Genomic DNA, 18,268 nt, shown 5'->3' with positions numbered 1-18,268 from the left:
ACAATTACCAGATAACAATTATCAGACCAAAAAAAGGTAAGCGACAGATATGACCGATATACCCCAAGACCATCCGAGGTACGAATCCCTGCTGGCCCGTGAAAAGGTTGCAGCCGGGGTTAAAATGGGAATTACGAGTATCCAGGGGCTTATTGCCCAGGGGAGAGGTGAGAGCTTTGACTATCTTATAGGCGAGCGCAGCACGGAGTCTGCCCTGTATGCTGAAAGGGCGGCAGTTGCCGCACTGCTTCTGGCAAAAAACCCGGTTATTTCCGTAAATGGGAACGTCGCAGCCCTGGCTCCCGAAAAAGTCGTTTCCCTGGCAGATATTACCGGAGCCAAGATTGAAGTAAACCTCTTCCACAGGACCGAGACAAGAGTACACCTTATAATAGAACAACTCAAAGCCAATGGGGCTTCCGAGGTGCTCGGGAAAAATCCGGATGCGAGCCTTGAACTCTCTCACGCCAGGCGGCTGGTAGAAAGCCGGGGGATATATTCCGCAGACGTGGTGCTTGTCCCTCTGGAAGATGGAGACCGCTGTGAGAAACTTGTAGAAATGGGAAAGACTGTTATAACCATTGACCTGAACCCTCTTTCGCGGACCTCCGGGACAGCTACGATCTCGATAGTTGACAACCTTACCCGGGCGCTCCAAAACATGATCAAGTTCGGGGTGGAAATGAAGAAGGAGAGGAGAGAAGAACTTGTGAAATTAATCACGACCTATGATAATAAAGAAGTCCTTTCCGAGGCGATTTCTGAAATCCAGGAACACCTTAAAACCATGGCTGCAGAAATGGAATACTGAATATGGACCTTATAGGAAAAACGAGGGAATTTGCGGCTACTTTTCACGAAGGGGAGCCCAGTTCCCACGATATGTCCCACATAACCCGCGTGGAAGCCCTCTGCCGGGAGATCCAGAAAGAAGAAGGAGGAGACCTTTTCATTCTCCAGCTTGCCGCTCTTCTGCATGACGTGGGAGTTATCAAAGAACACGCGGAGGGTGGAGACCATGCCCTCTACAGTGCAGAGATAGCTACCGAATTCCTGGGAAAGGCAGGCGTTGAAAAAAAGACTGTTGAAGCTGTGGCATACTGCATCCTGACGCACAGGTTCAGCGGAGGAAAAAGCCCGGAAACAATAGAAGCAAAAATCCTCCAGGACGCCGACAGGCTCGATGCCCTGGGTGCAATAGGAATATTCCGGTCCATCCTTTCAATGGGAGCTCTCAGGATGCTGAAGCACACAACAGGCCTGGATAAGGGAAGCTCAAAAAAGACTGTCTATGTCAGGGACCCTGTCGAAGGCTTTAACGAATATATGCACTACAAGCCTTTCACGATCCCCGATAAGTTGAATACCGCTGCGGCAAAGAGGATTGCAGAAGAAAGGCTGAAGATAATGCGCCTCTACCTTGAAGCTCTGAACCTGGAAACCGGGACCGACAAATAAAAATCCTGGCAGTGAAAAAACTGTCAGTTAGCTAATTTTAAGAATAAAGGACAAAAAAAATCCTGGCCGGAATTTGAGGCCGAAAAATCCCGACGTTCCTTACAATGCCCCAGAAGCAGGTTTTCCTTCTGAGCTCCTGAAACCGAGGTCCTGAAAACTCCGGACCTGATCATCCGGCAATATTTCATGAGGATTCACACTGTATAAAGACTCGTGTTTTATGCAAAGTACAGGAAAACTCAGGGAAATTTAGAAGAATTCAGGGGAATTCAGGAGAATTCTCAGGACAACTTTTTTTAGGATAACATCTTAAACTTGAGTTCATCACCTGAAAGGTTACAGTTCAATAAAGTTGCCGTCAAATAAAGCTGCATTTAACAAGTTGCACCTAACAAGTTGCACCTGACAAGTTGCAGTTAAATAAAGTTGAAGTCCAATAAAATTGCAGTCAAATAAAGTTGAAGTCCAATAAAATTGCAGTCAAATAAAGTTGAAATTCAAATCTGACGGATATGATCATATGGCTGACATAATCATAAAAAATGCCTACGTTTTAACGATGGACCCCGATGCCGGAGACCTTAAAAACGGGACCGTTGTTATCGAAGACGGAAAGATCACGGAGATCGGGGAGAATACAAAAGAAAATGCCGACACAGTAATCGATGCAAAGGGTTCGGTAGTAATGCCGGGGCTTGCAAACACGCACACCCATGCAGCAATGACCCTTTTCCGGGGTTATGCCGACGACCTCCAGCTTGCGGAATGGCTTGAAAAACATATCTGGCCTGCCGAAGCCCAGTTGAAGGCCGAAGATGTATATAAAGGCAGCCTGCTCGCATGCCTGGAAATGATCAAATCCGGAACAACATCCTTTGCAGACATGTATTTCTATATGGACGAAACGGCAAAGGCTGTAGAGGCATCGGGACTTCGGGCCTCCCTTTCCCACGGCTTAATTGAACTCTGGAACGAAGAAAAAGGAGAAGCTGACCTTAAGGAAGGAAAACGCTTTGTCAGGGCCTGGCAGGGAGCAGCAGACGGCAGGATAAAAACCATGTACGGCCCCCATGCCCCTAACACCTGCTCGGAGGAATTCCTTACAAAGGTAAAAGAAGAAGCCCACAGGGACGGAGCAGGCCTACATATTCACGTCCTGGAAACCGAAGCCGAACTGAACGCGATGAAAGAAAGGTACGGAAAATGTTCCGTACACCTGCTTGAAGACATAGGATTTTTCGGCCCTGATGTGCTTGCTGCCCACTGTGTATGGCTTTCGGACGGAGATATAGAGATTTTAAGGCAGAGAGAAGTAAACGTATCCCACAACCCCATAAGTAATATGAAACTGGCATCCGGAATTGCCCCGGTATACAAGATGCTGGAAAAGGGGGTAAATGTCACTCTTGGCACTGACGGCTGCGCCTCAAACAACAACCTTGACCTGTTTGAAGAAATAAAAACTGCTGCCCTCCTGCACAAGGTAAGCACGGGCAACCCGACCGCTCTTCCGGCCCGCCAGGTCCTTGAGATGGCAACCGTTAACGGGGCAAAAGCCCTTGGCACGGAAACCGGAATGTTGAAGGTAGGAAAGAAGGCGGATATGATTGTAGTGGACATGAAAAAACCGCACCTTACTCCCTGTTTCGATGTCCCGTCCCACCTGGTCTATTCTGCAAAAGGCTGCGACGTCAGGACAACAATCGTGGACGGAAAAGTCCTTATGGACAATTACAGGGTACTTGTAATGGACGAGGAAAAAGTCATCGAAGAAGCCAGGACGGCTGCAGAAGAACTCGTAGCAAGGGCAAATGCCTGAAAAATCAGGGAAATGTCATATAACGCATTAGATATTGTTATACAGGAACAATAAATACCTGAAAGCCAAACATAAGCACGGGTTTGATTCAATCTGCAGGCAAATATAGTTTCAGTTTGAGTAAACTCACCGGAAGGGGTTGAGAAATCAAAGTTCCGGCTTAATCACCGGCCTAATCAGTCGTTTGATTCAAGCATTTATCTGAGAACTAAACCGTATGAATCACGTAATTCAAGCATTTATCTGAGAACTAAACCGTATGAATCACGTAATTCAAGCATTTATCTGAGGATTCAAATGTATTAAGTTTTTTAATTCAAGCATTAATCTGAGAATTCAAGCGTATTAGCCATTTAATTAAAGCATTATCTGATTGACGGGATAATCATGACCGAACAAGAACTTGTAGAATCCGGAAACATGAAAATGGAATGGGCAAGAAACCACATGCCGGTAATTGCGATAATCAGGGAGAAGTTCGAGAAAGAAAAACCCCTGAAAGGGCTTAAAGTAGGAATGGCCCTTCATGTAGAAGCAAAGACCGCGGTCCTTGTCGAGACGCTGGCTGCAGGCGGCGCACAGGTAGCTATTTCGGGCTGCAACCCTCTGAGCACACAGGACGACGTGGCAAGGGCTCTTGACACGCGAAAAAATATTAGCTGTTTCGCAAGATACGGGTGCTGTACCAGCGAGTACTATGAAGCAATAGATAAAGTCCTTGACATAGAACCTGACATCACAATCGATGACGGAGCAGACCTTATATTCAAACTCCACAAAGAAAGGACAGATCTGCTCCCGAAGATCCTCGGAGGCTGCGAGGAAACAACCACAGGAGTTCACAGGCTTCATGCCATGGAAAAGGAAGGCGCTCTCAAGATGCCGGTAATTGCGGTAAACGATGCCATGACCAAATATCTCTTTGACAACCGCTACGGGACCGGGCAGTCAGCCTGGGACGGGATTAACCGGACTACAAACCTTCTTGTGGCAGGCAAAAACGTTGTTGTTGGAGGCTACGGCTGGTGCGGGCGTGGGGTTGCAATGCGGGCTGCAGGCCTGGGCGCAAATGTGATCGTCACAGAAGTAGACCCGATAAGGGCTCTTGAAGCCAGGATGGACGGGTACAGAGTCATGAGAATGGCAGACGCTGCAAGGCTGGGAGAGATCTTTGTTACGACCACCGGAAACCGCGATATCCTTACAGCCGAGCACTTCAAGGTCATGCCGGACGGGGCAGTCCTTGCAAACTCAGGACATTTCAACGTGGAAATCGATATGGAAGCCCTTACCTCCCTTGCAAAATCCGTTAAAACTGTCAGGCACAATATAAAAGAATATGATATAGGCGACAGGCGCATTAATGTCATAGCCGAAGGCAGGCTCGTAAACCTGGCTGCAGGCGACGGACACCCTGCCGAAGTCATGGACATGAGTTTTGCAAACCAGGCCCTCTGCGTGCGCTACATTGCCGAAAATACGCTTCTGAACGGAGTCCACGGCGTCCCCAGAGGAATTGATACCTACGTGGCAAAACTGAAGCTTGAATCCATGGGCATAAGCATTGACGAACTTACTTCCAAGCAGGAATGCTATATGACCGGCTGGGAGTGCGGGACGTAAGCAGAAAAGAAGCAGAAGGGAATAATTTCACCCATTTTTAAATTTCCTAAAGTCTTTAAAGCGGTAAATATAACGCCATTTCCATATATTGGAATGGAAGAATATTTACTGCACTTGAATTATAAAGTAAGATAAAAAAATAACTAATTACTAATACTTACAATACGTTTTTTAAGCCAGCCATTCCTGTAAAGGAAATAACTGCTAAGAGAACACCCGGAATCTAATTTTTGAATAAATATTCAAATCGAAAATGGAGTTGTCATTATTCCTCCAAAAACATATATAATTATTTCAATATGACAAGTGGAAAGTTTACGTTAAATCAAACAATTTACGTGAAATCATAAACAGAAGAACCTTACATTCATTTCCGATCCAGCCATAAATTATTGAAGAATATCGTCCGTAAGCAGGGTACTATTGAAATAAGCCAGAAGGGATAGGGATGAAAGGACAGCTGAGAAAGTCCGGTATTGATGTTGTTGGGGATGTGCCGTGGGGGACTCACTTCTGCCAGTTCTACCAGACAAAAGAAGATTTGATAGAGATACTTGTCCCTTATTTCAGAGCAGGACTGGAAAATAGCGAATATTCTGTATGGATCACCTCAGAACCCCTGGAAACGGGAGAAGCAAAAGAAGCCCTCAGAAAAGCTGTTCCTGATATTGATGTTTACCTGGAGAAGGGGCAGATCGAAATTATTTCCTGCACTCATTGGTGTTTAAAAAATGGGGTTTTCGATAAGGAGAGCTTATTGAACAGATGGGTCGAAAAAATCGGTCAGGCCCTGAAGAATGGCTATGAAGGATTGAGAACGGCAACGAACATTTCCTGGCTGGAAAAAAAAGACTGGAACGATTTCGTTGATTATGAAGAACAGGGAGACGGAGTCGTCAGCAACTGCCCGGTATTGTCCCTATGTACTTACTCTCTCGATAGATGCAATGCAGGCGAAATAATCGACGTTGTTGCCAACCATCAATTTGCTCTGATTAAAAGAGAAGGAAAATGGGATCCGATAGAAAGTCCCAGACGCAAGAGGGCAGAAGAAACAGCTCTTCAAGCCACAAAGAACTGGGAATTTACCTTTGATGCCGTGCCGGACCTTATAGCCATACTTGATACTGAATACCGGATTGTTCGTGCGAACAGAGCAATGGCAGCAAGACTTGGCAGAACACCGGAAGGGTGTGCAGGTTTAATCTGTTACCGTGCCATCCATGGGAGGGACAAGCCTCCTTCTTTTTGCCCTTACAGGCAGTTACTTATGGACGGGGTTGAGCACACCGAAGAAGTTCGTGAAGATTCTCTGGGAGGAGATTTCATACTTAGTGTCTCTCCACTGCATGATTCGGAAGGAAAACTTACCGGGTGCATCCACTTTGCCCGCGATATCACCGAACGGAAGAGGGCGGAAGAGGCAGTTCGCGAGGGTGAGGAACGGTTGCGCTTCGCGCTCGAAACCAGCCGCACCGGCGCGTGGGACCTCGATCTTGTAGATCATACCGCTTATCGGTCGCTTGAGCACGACCGCATCTTCGGCTACGAACAACTGCTCCCGCAGTGGACCTACGAGATGTTCCTCGATCACGTACTTCCTGAAGACCGTGCGATGGTTGACGAAAAGTTCCGCAAGGCCATAACCACGTGCAGTGACTGGAGTTTTGAGTGCCGCATCCGGCGTGTGGATGGGGAACTCCGATGGATTTGGGCGGCCGGACGGCACCTGATGGATATCACCGGAAGCGTGCACCGGATGGCAGGCATTGTCCAGGACATCACCGAGCGCAAACAACTGGAAGAACAAACTCGTCAGCGAGCCGAAGAAATGGAAACAATAATGGAAGTTGCGCCTGTTGCCATCTGGACCGGCCACGATCCGCAAGCTCAAAACATCACCGGCAACCGGATGGCTAACGAGTTATACGAGGTAGAAGTAGGGGAAAATATCTCGCCAAAAGTCACATCTACGCGACGCTTCTTCTGCCAGGGCCGCGAATTAGCCGCGGACGAATTGCCCATGCTGCAAGCCTCCATAAAGGATATCGACGTGCTCAACGCGGAAATAGACGTACTGTTGCCCAGTGGGGAATTGCGGGGACTTTTAGGGTCAGCCAGCCCCCTGCACGACTTTGAAGGGCGTGTGCGCGGCAGCATCGGCACCTTTATCGATATAACTGAACGCAAGAAAGCAGAAGCTGCACTGCGTGAAAGCGAGGAAAAGTACCGCAATCTCATTGAGACAGCAAACGAAGGTATATGGATACTTGAATGGGTCCATGACTCGGAAGCAAGGACCACTTACGTAAATAAGAAAATGGCAGAGATGTTAGGATACAGCCGGGAAGAGATTATCGGCAAATCTGTAAGGGATTTTACCGATGAAGAGGGTAAAGCTATTTTCGAGATGAGGATGAAAAAAAGGCGGCAGGGTATCAGTGAAAGCCATGAATTCAGACTGCTGCGTATAGATGGCTCCCCTTTATGGGCTCTTGTGAATTCTAAAGCCCTTTTTGGCAAGGACGGCAGGTTTACTGGCTCTATGAGTATGCTTACCGATATTACCGAACGGAAAAAAACGGAAGCTAAATTGAAAGACACACTTGACAACCTGGAAAATATGGTAAAAAAACGCACATCAGAGCTTGAAAAGGCTTATAAGTTACTGAAAGAGAGCGAAAGAGGGCTTGCCGAAGCTCAAAAAATGGCTCGTCTCGGAAGCTGGGAATGGAACATTGCAAGCGGCGAACTGCACTGGTCCGATGAAAAATATCGGATTTTCGGGCACGGCCCTCAGGAATTCATCCCGACTTACGATACATTTGTAAGTTACATACATCCGGATGACCGGGAATATGTGAATAATGCGATCACAGAGGCTTTAGGCGGAAAGCCGTATAGTATTGATTATAGGATTTTCCGGGCTGACGGAGAAGAAAGCGTAATTCATGCACAGGGAAAAGTTATTTTAGATGAAAGAAACACCCCCGTTCGGATGAAAGGGACAGTTCAGGATATTACTGAGCAGAAAAAGGCTGAAGAGATGCTAAAAGAGAGTGAAAGCAAATTGAAAACTCTCTTTGAATTGCTTCCCGTTGGGGTTTCAATCATTGACAAAGACGGAAAAAACATCGATGTAAACCTTGCCCTTGAAAGAATCCTGGGCCTGTCAAGATCGGAGCTGTTCAAAGGAAAGTATAAAGCCAGGAAGTATCTCAGGTCAAACGGCACAGAAATGCCTGCTGAGGAGTTTCCAAGTGCAAAGGCTTTAGAAGAACCAGGGTCAATTCAAATTTCCGAAATCGGTGTAGTTAAAGAGGATGGCAGTACTATCTGGACGGACGTGAGTGCAACTGTGCTGCCTTTTTCCGATGGACAGGTAGCTATTACCACCAGGGATATCACCGAAAGCAAAAAAGCAAAAGAAGAACTTCAGAGAACCGAAGAAAGGTACCGGATAGTGACGGAACAGACAGGGCAACTTGTATACGATTATGACGTAAAGAAAGATACCGTTGATCTGACAGGCAGTACTGAAGAACTTACAGGCTTTACTCCCGATGAATTGAAAAACATTAATCTGAATTTCTGGATTTCCCGCATTCATCCGGAAGATCTGAATAAGTTCCTGGAAAATCATAAAAAACATTTCGGGTCTGAGAGAGGCGCTTACAGAATAGAATACCGTTTTAGAAAAAAGAATGAAGAATATATCTATCTTGAAGATAACTGGACATTCCTCAGAGATGAAAAAACAAATATGAACAGAACTCTTGGAGTAATTAAAGATATTACGGAAAGAAAGCAGGCAGAAAAGACCCTCGCGAATATCGAAATCGCCCGCAAGAAGGAGATTCATCACAGGATTAAGAATAACCTGCAGGTAATATCTTCCCTGCTTGACCTCCAGGCTGAGAAATTCAGAAGCAGAGAACATGTTGAGGATTCGGAAGTCCTTAATGCTTTTAAGGAAAGCCAGGAAAGAGTAATATCCATTGCCCTGATCCATGAAGAGCTGCACGAAGGCAAGGGAACCGATACCTTGAATTTTTCACCATACCTTCAGAGACTAGTTAAAAACCTCTTTCAGATCTACAATCTTGGGAATGTTGACATCAGTTTAAGTATGGACATAGAAGAAAACGTTTTCTTTGATATGGATACTGCCGTCCCTCTGGGATTGATTGTGAACGAACTTGTTTCAAACTCCCTCAAGTACGCATTTAAGGGCAGGGATAAAGGAGTTATTCGAATTAAACTGAGCAGGGAAGGAAACGGGGAAATTATGAGCAACAGGGAAGAGAGCAAAAAAGAGGGGCATGAGGATACCAATTTTGTTTTAACGGTTTCGGACAATGGGGTGAGTATACCTGAAGACTTTAATCTGGAAAACTCCGATACGCTTGGCATCCAGCTGGTGACTACCCTTGTAGACCAGCTTGATGGCAGACTTGAAATGAAAAGGGGCTCGGGGATCGAATTTATCGTAAGATTCCCAATCACAGAGAAATAGGATGCTACTTGAGCGGCAAGGAGTACGGGACATAATAGAAAAAAAGCCGGAAGGGAACGATTTCAGCCGTTTCAAAATTCTTAAAGTCACGTGGAATTTTTGTACTATTCATTATCCCTAAGAAATTAAGTTACACCAGAAAATCGCTGAGGTCGATTTCTTCCCCTCTTCTCAACTGATTTCTAAGATGAGTAAGTTTGCGGTCTACTTTTTCAAGGCTCTCCAGGTACTTTTTCTCATCCTCTGTGGTTTTTAAAAGTTTTGAAATCCCACCATATTGAATGACCAGGCGCTGATCTGCCGAGAGAGCCAGAAGAGGATCATGAGTACTGATTAAAACGATCTTGTTATTACTTACCAGAAGCTCCAGAGATCTAACCTTGTCGACTCCGGCATTCTCAATCTCATCGATCAGGACGACAGCCGCCGGACTGAGCAGTGCGGTATCTGCAATCATCAGGGCGCGGGACTGGCCCCCTGAAAGTTCCGTAACGGGAGTTTTCCTGCTGAAAGGTTCTCCCGCCAGAATGTTTGCGGTATCATATATTTTCTGAACAATAAGGGAGACCTCATCGACCATACGGCTCTCGGCATGCAGGGTCAGAAACTCCTCGACACTGAGATCCATAACAAAGTTCATGTTCTGAGAAAGCTGCGCAATAAAACGCCCCTCAGTTGAGAAACGCTCCTCATCCACGGGAGCTCGGCCGTTAACCAGGATTTTGCGGCCGGTGGGAGTATCCTCCTGAGCCAGAGATTCGATATCGGCCAGAAGACGTGACTTGCCCGAGCCTGTCGGACCTACAATTGCTGTCACCTCACCCTTTTTCAGTTTTACCGCAAAGGCTTCTTTTTCCCCATTCTTGTTACGTCCCGGGAGCACGGTCAGGGACTCAATTGTAGGCCCATTTCCCTGTTGAAGAGCCCTGGCCTGCTCAATAAATAGAAAGAAACCATCAATAAAGGCGAGAGAACTGCTTCCCATCTCAATAAAATAATCTTCACCAAGTATCGAACCCAGCTCTTCCAGGTTCCTGTTCCCGAACTGCACAGGATCAATTGCAAATGCAGAGAAGTAATCCTCTATCCAGGGCATCATCTCCCTGAGTTCATTTATTGTCATGTGAAGCAAATCTGTACGCAAGCTATTCTTCTCCTCTGAAATTAACCAGCTTTGAAACACCAATCTGCCTGTCATCCCCGATTTTTCTCTCTCCGAGACAATATGAACATAGGGCTCCGGGCATAGTAAATCGGAGTGTGGCTCCCTGAAGGGTTTCAATTGTAGAAGTTTTTTCCACAAGTTTTGCAAGATAGAAACTACCCTGGCCTGTAACTCCATTAACCTGGACTATCATTCCCCTGGGGTTAACCTGTCTGACCCTGTATGCAAAGACCTCACGCTCTGCCTGGGAAACAATATCCCCTTTTGTAATAACAACAATGTCGGCAAGTTTTAACATGGGGCCGATTTTTTTAGGCGTGTTGACTCCGCTCAGATTATCAATAACACAAATTGCCAGGACATCCTTAATATGGGGAGAGCAACGGTTACAGAGCCCGGCACTCTCGGTAATCAGAAAATCAAACTTCCTCTCTCTTGCCCACCTGAGAGCTTCTTCTATATTGCTTACGAAAAAGTGGTCAGGACAGAGCCCTCTGGAGAGCCCGGTCCTGACCGGAATAGTGTGAGCGGAATAGAGTTCTTCATCCTGAGCCGAAAGACAGTCAAATTTTACCACACCGATTGTAAAACCTTTTTGCCTGAGCTCTTCGATGGTCTTGACAATGATACTGGTTTTTCCTGAGGATGGAGGACCTGCTACCGTAACAAGCCTCACACAAAGCCTCCGGTCTCTCTGAACTGGGCATTGAAAACCTCTTCAACTTCTTTTTTAAGTTCTCCTATGTCGGTATTCATCAGGAAGTCCCAGCCCAGCCAATAGAGTTTGATTCCTTCAAGATTATTCTCAACTTCAGGGTTTGTTGTCGGGAAAAAAGCCCGGGCAGAGATTTTCCCAAACCCTTTTCCACAGAGAAAATCCGTGATCTCCTTAACCCTTTCTACTGCACTTTTTTTGACCAGCATCTGCACAGGGCTTACAATAGCTCCTTCCGAAGGTATATTGATTGTTATCCGGGATTTGTCCTGAATTTTCTTAGCAAAGAAGAGAGGCATGATATACATGGGTGGTACATCATCTTTTTTGCTGTCTATCATTTTGACCATCTCGGACGGATGGAGTCCCGTATATACTGACGAAGCAAGTTTTTTAATTCCCTCCATCCCGTATAACCGGTAGAACGGGAGCAGTACTCCATTACAGAAAAAGCCATCCTGTCCCCGCATAACAACCCTGTTCCGGTACCCAGCTTTTAAGAGATCTTCCCAGGACTCCGGTCTGGTATTACCCTGTATGAGTTCATCTATTGTAACCAGAACAAGAAGGTTTGCAGAGATCATGGTAAACTGGGCGCGAGGATCTGCAAAACCGATAGATTCAAAATCAATGTTCATGGGGGATGAATTAAGATTTACGAAATATTCTTTATTAAGGAAATTCTCCTGGAAGGATTTATGGTAGAAACTGTTAATATCAGAACTGATAATTATGTCCGGGAGTTCGTCAATCGATGTAACCAGATCGATATAGGCATAATAGGAAAGCTCATGGTTGACATTGCCTTCGACAAGAGAATGGAGTACATTATTCATTTGCCTGCTGTATTCAGCTGAAAAGTCATCAAATGCACGGGAAAAAGGCATCTTCATGCCGCAAGGCAAAAGGGCAAGAAGGGTCAGCTCTTTTTGTCGTTCCGGGGAATCTGCAAGGGTAAAATCTCCTTTTGCTTCACTGTCCGAAACAGCCTGGTTCAGGAGCTCAATAAAGGAGTCTTCATTCACCGATACCATTGATAGGGCTGTTTTCAATTTCAGTAAAGGACCAAGTTTTTCGAGAACTTCCCTGTTTTCAAATTTCTCCATTCCATGCTGTTTGAATATTTTAAGCAAAAAAGGATATTCGCTTAAGATCTGGTATATGCTCATTGTTTCATCTATTACTTTCATATCATTCCGCCTGATATGCCTTTGATCGGTATTTAATCTCCCTTCATGACGTTCAAATTAAAAGTTTTAATGATGGCATTTCCATCAAAGAAAAAACTTGCGTTATCAAATTTTATGAATTCAACATTTACACCAACCCTTTTTTTGTTCTGTTTTGTAGGATGTCAGTAATTTCAATAAAGATACAAACATATAAATATTTGCACATAGGAAATACTATTCCTATAGAGATGCCAAATTAGCTCTTCATTTCTTCCATTCGAATTTGATAAACACTTACCTCACCCGTAATTGCAAATGAATTTGAATTTTTGACACCATTTTACAAATTCGAGAGCAACATCAATTGATATATTAAAAAATTACACGAAGGCAGAGGAACCGTACCTTGAATTTTTCACCATACATTCAGAGACTTGTTAAAAACATTTTTCAGACCTGCACTCTTGGAAAGATCGATATCAGTTTAAGTATAGACATGGAAGAAATGTTTTCTTTGGCATGGAAGTAATTGAAAGAACTTTCATGCCAAATAAGAAGCCTCTTCAGGGAAGGTGCCACTCACTTAGTCATCTCAGATTTTCAGACACCGGAAACAGGAAAAAAGAGCTGCTATCATGAATAGCTTTCAATTTTTGATAAGAATAATAGTATTTGCTTCGCCTCATTTTTAACGTTTTTGGATGAAAGACAAGCTTTTTAAACAGTTGACAGCGACAACTTATAAGCTGGACGTTCATAATAAAGAGCATGACAATTATACGATTTAATTTGAAAATGCTTAAATAACGAATATGTTTACTTATTTTTGAGAAAACTTTGAAAAAACATTAAGGACTCAATTTTATAAAAAGGAAGTTTACGTAAATCAGAACTAAGAAAAACATAGAATACCTTTGAAAGCCTGCCTTAATGTAGTGTGGAACCTGTTTTGTAGAACCTATTTTTTAGAACCTGTTTGAAAATAACAGGTTTTGGGCTCTACATTGAACCAGTCTTCTCAATGTACTCTAAAAACTAACTCACTGCATCTACATCTATGATACAAATATGCAAAATGATATGCAGATTCCAGCACCTTCAGTATTTTCGTGACTTACGCATTTATATCTTACCTTATATACAAACATGATCGGGAGATACTGACCTGGAAGAATATTATGTCAAGCAGACCGCAGCATCCTGAAAAAGATACGTAAACTCCTTTATGACATGGCAAAGAGTTTAAAAATATTCCGGAGTCAAGAAAATAAATCGGCAGCATCCAGTAAAACTGAATTTTTAAATCGTTTTTGAAGAACGGAGAAGTGATGAATGGAAGAAAAACTAAGGACGTCCGGGATTGATATAATTGGGGATATTCCCTGGGGGACGCATTTCTGCCAGTTTTACCAGACAAAAGAAGATTTGATGGATGTACTTGTCCCTTACTTAAAAGCAGGGCTGGAAAACAATGAGTTCTGCATGTGGGTTACATCGCAACCTCTGGATGTGAAAGATGCAAAAGAAGCCCTTAGAAGAGCTGTTCCCGACCTTGATACTTACCTTGAGAAAGGGCAGATAGAGATCATTCCCTACACTCACTGGTATGTACAGGAAGGTTCTTTCGATTCGGAAAGAGTATTGAACGGGTGGATCGAAAAACTCAATAAAGCCCTGGCCAATGGCTATGACGGTTTGAGATTGACAGGGAACACCTTCTGGCTGGAAAAAAAGGATTGGAATGATTTTGTTGATTATGAAGAAGAAGTGGACAGAGTTATCGGTAATTACCGTATGATAGCACTGTGTACTTATTGCCTTGAGAAGTGTAATTCAACTGAAATAGTTGACGTGGTAATCAACCACCAGTTTGCTCTGATTAAAAGGGAAGAAAAATGGGAGCAGATCGAGAGCTCAAAACGCAAGAGAGCAGAAGAAACCGCTCTTCAAGCCGCAAAAGATTGGAAATATACCTTTGATGCCGTGCCGGACCTGATAGCCATACTTGATACTGAATACCGGATTGTTCGTGCGAACAGAGCAATGGCGGCAAAATTGGGAGTGACACCGGAAGAGTGTGTGGGGCTAACCTGCTATCATGCCATCCATGGGACGGACGAGCCCCCTTCTTTTTGTCCGCACAGGCAGTTGCTTAAAGACGAGCTTGAACACACAACAGAGGTTTGCGAAGATTGCCTTGGTGGTTGTTTCTTAGTAAGTGTCTCACCACTTTATGATTCAAAAGGGAACCTTATCGGGAGTGTGCATGTTGCCCGTGACATAACGGAACGTAAACAGACTGAGGAAACACTGTTTGAAGCCTATGAGAATATCCAGGTTCAATCGGAGGAGTTACATGCTCAGGCCGAAGAGCTACAGGCGCAAAATGAGGAGTTACATGCTCAGGCCGAAGAACTTATGAAAACGAATGAAGCGTTAATCGAGAGCAAAAAGCGCTTCGAGCTCCTGAGCGAGGCAAATGCCTTCCTCCTTTCGAGCAAAGAACCCGAGACTACGATCCTGACTATCGCCGAGAATGTGATGCGATACCTGAAATGTGACGTGTTCTTCAACTACGTTTTTGACAGGGAAAATGGAAAGCTTCATCTCAACGCCTGCGGCGGGATAAGTGCGGAGGCAGCTAAAGAAATTGAATGGCTGGATAAAGGAGTGGCTATCTGCGGTTGTGTGGCCCGTGATGGCTGCCGCATAGTTGCCGAGGATGTGCAGTATAATTGGGACAAGCGGGCAGATCTCGTGCGGTCGATGGGGATTCAGGCGTATGCCTGTCATCCGCTCCATGTAGGAGAGACGACAATAGGCACACTTTCTTTTGGCACAAAGAGCAGAAAGGACTTTAAGGAGGACGAGCTTGCCCTCATGAAAACCGTAGCTGACCAGGTATCGGTGGCCATCGAGCGCAAGCGGGCTGAGGAGGCTTTGAGTGAGGCGTATGAGAATCTCCAGGTGCAATCGGAGGAGTTGCAGGCTCAGTCCGAGGAACTCAATGAAGCATATGAGTTACTTCGTAAGAGTGAAAAACGCTTCCGTACACTTGCAGAAAATTCTCCTGATGTAATTGCCCGTTTTGACAGACAGAACCGTCACCTGTATGTTAACCCAGCAGCTACGGAACCTTATGGCAGGTCTCCTGAAGAAATCATCGGGAAAACTAATAGCGAACTGGGAATGGACCCTGAACTGGTGACGTTCTGGGAAGGCCACTATCAAACAGTTTTTGCCTCGGGAAAAACCGAAAAAATGGAGTTCCACTATATATCACCTTCGGGAAAAGAATACTACTTCAGTACGCGAATAGTACCCGAGTTTGTTGATGGCGAGGTCACTTCCGTTCTTGCCATTTCGCGTGATATCACCGACATAAAAGAAGCAGAAATCGAGTTGAAAGAAGCACGTGACAACCTGAAAAAGCTGGTTGAAAAAAGAACTCTTAAGCTCAGGAAAGCTTACAAATTATTGAAAGAAAGTGAAAAAGGGCTTGCTGAAGCTCAAAAAATGTCTCATCTCGGAAACTGGAACTGGAATATTGTAAGCAATAAATTATTCTGGTCTGATGAAATTTATCGGATTTTCGGCTTCAGACCTCAGGAATTCTGTGCTACTTACGATTCGTTTTTGAGTTATGTGCACCCGGAAGACAGGGTCCTTGTGGATGATGCGGTAAAAGAAGCTTTCAACGGAAAAACTTACAGCATCGACCATCGGATTATCCGTGCTGACGGGAAGGAGCGTATCGTACACGAACAGGGGGAGGTTGTTTTTGACAGAGAAAATGTCCCTGTTCAGATGAAGGGAACAGTCCAGGACGTTACCGAACGTAAACTAGCTGAAAAAACATTGGAACTTGCAAGTAAATATAACCGCAGCCTGATCGAAGCCAGCCTGGACCCTCTCGTTACAATCGGGGCCGACGGAAAAATAACCGATGTCAACAGCTCTACGGAAACGATTACCGGCTATTCGCGGGACGAGCTTATAGGCACTGACTTCTCAGATTACTTTACCGAGCCTGAGAAAGCAAAAGAAGGTTACAGGCATGTGTTCCAGAAAGGACTGGTAAGGGACTACCCGCTGGAGGTTCTACATAGAGACCGGCATATAACTCATGTTCTGTATAACGCTTCAGTTTATAGGGATGAGATCGGGGAAGTTATCGGGGTTTTTGCTGCAGCCAGGGACATTACTGAACTAAAGAAAGCAGAAGAGAAAATTAAGACACTTGTGAGTGCTGTGGAATCGTCAGATGACGCCGTTATAACTATGTCTCTGGATGGTATGATTACCAGCTGGAACAAAGGGGCAGAAAGGGTTTATGGTTACCCGGCTGAAGAAATCCTCGGAAAAAAAATGTCAGTGCTTGAGCCGGCTAATCTTAAAGGGGAAATAAAACAGTTAATTGAAAGGATTAAACAGGGAGAAGGAATCAACCACTACGAAACTGTGCGGTTAAAGAAGGATAGTACATTAGTAGATATATCAGTAGCTCTTTCTCCGGTTTTTGATGACTCTGGAAAGATTATAGCACTTTCTGCTATTGCCAGAGATATTACTGAACGCAAGAAAGCAGAAGAAGCTTTGAGGCTATCAAACATTTATAACCGCAGCCTGCTCGAAGCCAGTCTCGATCCTCTTGTTACTATAGGTCCTGATGGAAAAATAACCGATGTAAATAAAGCCACGGAACAGATTACCGGCTATTCAAGGGGCGAACTTATAGGTACTGATTTTACGAATTATTTCACTGAGCCTGAAAAAGCCAAAGAAGGATATCAGCAAGTATTCAGAAAAGGGGCAGTGCTGGATTATGCGCTTGAAATCCAGCACAGGAACGGAAGCGTAACTCCCGTATTATATAATGCTTCGATTTACAGGGATGAATCCGGTCAGGTTATTGGAGTTTTTGCTGCAGCGAGGGATGTAACCGAGCTCAAGAAGGCAGAAAAAATATTAGAACTGAAATTGGAAGAACTTGCTCGCTCAAAAGCGGACCTGGAGCAGTTTGCTTACGTATCGTCCCACGACTTACAGGAACCGCTAAGGATGATAGCAAGTTATTTGCAGCTTTTACAAAGGAGATATCAGGGCGAACTTGACGAAAGGGCTGATAAATACATCTATTTTGCCGTGGACGGAGCCTCTCGTATGCAGAGCCTGATAAATGATCTCCTGGAATTTTCCCGGGTAACCACCAAGGCCAGAGAATTCGAACCTACTGATTGCGAATCCATTTTGAACTACGTGTTATCTGATCTGGAGGTTTCCATAAAAGAAAATGAAGCTACCGTATCATACGATTCTTTGCCTGAGATAATGGCAGATGGCACTCAGCTGACTCAGGTATTTCAGAACCTGATCAGCAATGCAATAAAATTCCGCAGTAAAGAAGCCCCAAAAATTCATGTTTCCGCGGAAAAAGAAGATGATAAGTGGCGTTTTTCGGTACAGGACAATGGAATTGGAATCAATCCTAAATATTCGGAGAAGATCTTTGAAGTATTTAAAAGACTGCATAAAAGGGAAGAATATCCGGGAACGGGAATCGGGCTTTCAATTTGTAAAAAAATAATAGAAAGGCATGGAGGAGACATATGGGTAAAGTCTGAGCCGGGAAGAGGTTCAACTTTTTATTTCACTTTACCGGCCAGCTTTGAAAAAATTGCATTAAACAAAATTAAGGAGTGAAAATTTGATCGTCAGGACCCGGCTAAACCCCGATAAGCTTTTTGTCCGAGATAAAAAAAATTTAAGATCTTACCTTGTAATTAAGAAGGGCTTGTAA

The 18,268-nt window shown here is 44.6% G+C and carries 9 protein-coding genes; 6 read left to right on the top strand and 3 right to left on the bottom strand.

The window, feature by feature from the left end:
- Positions 1-49: 49 nt before the first annotated feature.
- From MA_RS06635 to MA_RS06615, 5 genes are all read left to right on the top strand, one after another.
- A complete protein-coding gene (locus MA_RS06635; RefSeq protein ID WP_011021299.1) occupies positions 50-811 on the top strand; it encodes a 4-phosphopantoate--beta-alanine ligase in 762 nt (253 codons plus the stop codon).
- A 2-nt stretch (positions 812-813) separates the two neighbouring features.
- Positions 814-1,458, top strand: coding sequence for an HD domain-containing protein (locus MA_RS06630; protein WP_011021298.1), 645 nt, complete (start codon positions 814-816; stop codon positions 1,456-1,458).
- Positions 1,459-1,978: 520 nt separating this feature from the next.
- On the top strand, positions 1,979-3,277 hold the full coding sequence (locus MA_RS06625) for an amidohydrolase family protein (RefSeq protein ID WP_048065074.1): 1,299 nt from the start codon (positions 1,979-1,981) through the stop codon (positions 3,275-3,277).
- Between the two features lie 387 nt (positions 3,278-3,664).
- Positions 3,665-4,900 (top strand): adenosylhomocysteinase, encoded by a 1,236-nt coding sequence (locus MA_RS06620; protein ID WP_011021296.1) that lies wholly within the window; start codon positions 3,665-3,667, stop codon positions 4,898-4,900.
- Between the two features lie 448 nt (positions 4,901-5,348).
- Positions 5,349-9,416 (top strand): PAS domain S-box protein, encoded by a 4,068-nt coding sequence (locus MA_RS06615; RefSeq protein ID WP_011021295.1) that lies wholly within the window; start codon positions 5,349-5,351, stop codon positions 9,414-9,416.
- Positions 9,417-9,546: 130 nt separating this feature from the next.
- Here MA_RS06615 and MA_RS06610 read toward each other — a convergent pair whose 3' ends face one another.
- From MA_RS06610 to MA_RS06600, 3 genes are read right to left on the bottom strand one after another with little or no spacing between them, the layout of a single operon-like run.
- Positions 9,547-10,560 carry an ATP-binding cassette domain-containing protein gene (locus MA_RS06610; protein WP_157860116.1) on the bottom strand — a complete coding sequence of 338 codons (1,014 nt, stop codon included), beginning with the start codon at positions 10,558-10,560 and terminating at the stop codon, positions 9,547-9,549.
- Position 10,561: 1 nt separating this feature from the next.
- Positions 10,562-11,257 carry a GTP-binding protein gene (locus MA_RS06605; RefSeq protein ID WP_011021293.1) on the bottom strand — a complete coding sequence of 232 codons (696 nt, stop codon included), beginning with the start codon at positions 11,255-11,257 and terminating at the stop codon, positions 10,562-10,564.
- A complete protein-coding gene (locus MA_RS06600) occupies positions 11,254-12,486 on the bottom strand; it encodes an ABC transporter substrate-binding protein (protein ID WP_011021292.1) in 1,233 nt (410 codons plus the stop codon). Before MA_RS06600 ends, MA_RS06605 begins: the two co-directional genes overlap by 4 nt.
- Before the next feature lie 1,314 nt (positions 12,487-13,800).
- Here MA_RS06600 and MA_RS06595 point away from each other — a divergent pair.
- Positions 13,801-18,171, top strand: a complete 4,371-nt coding sequence (locus tag MA_RS06595) for a PAS domain S-box protein (RefSeq protein WP_011021291.1) — start codon at positions 13,801-13,803, stop codon at positions 18,169-18,171.
- Positions 18,172-18,268: the final 97 nt, after the last annotated feature.

It is taken from the genome of Methanosarcina acetivorans C2A (assembly GCF_000007345.1).
GTDB classification, from domain to species: Archaea; Halobacteriota; Methanosarcinia; order Methanosarcinales; family Methanosarcinaceae; genus Methanosarcina; species Methanosarcina acetivorans.
This window is presented reverse-complemented; position numbering and strand designations above follow the sequence as displayed.

Excerpts from the sequence above, each read along its gene's own strand:
- MA_RS06595 (WP_011021291.1), top strand. The coding sequence starts at position 13,801 with ATGGAAGAAAAACTAAGGACGTCCGGGATTGATATAATTGGGGATATT.
- MA_RS06600 (WP_011021292.1), bottom strand. The coding sequence starts at position 12,486 with ATGAAAGTAATAGATGAAACAATGAGCATATACCAGATCTTAAGCGAA.
- MA_RS06630 (WP_011021298.1), top strand. The coding sequence starts at position 814 with ATGGACCTTATAGGAAAAACGAGGGAATTTGCGGCTACTTTTCACGAA.
- MA_RS06625 (WP_048065074.1), top strand. The coding sequence starts at position 1,979 with ATGGCTGACATAATCATAAAAAATGCCTACGTTTTAACGATGGACCCC.
- MA_RS06620 (WP_011021296.1), top strand. The coding sequence starts at position 3,665 with ATGACCGAACAAGAACTTGTAGAATCCGGAAACATGAAAATGGAATGG.
- MA_RS06635 (WP_011021299.1), top strand. The coding sequence starts at position 50 with ATGACCGATATACCCCAAGACCATCCGAGGTACGAATCCCTGCTGGCC.
- MA_RS06615 (WP_011021295.1), top strand. The coding sequence starts at position 5,349 with ATGAAAGGACAGCTGAGAAAGTCCGGTATTGATGTTGTTGGGGATGTG.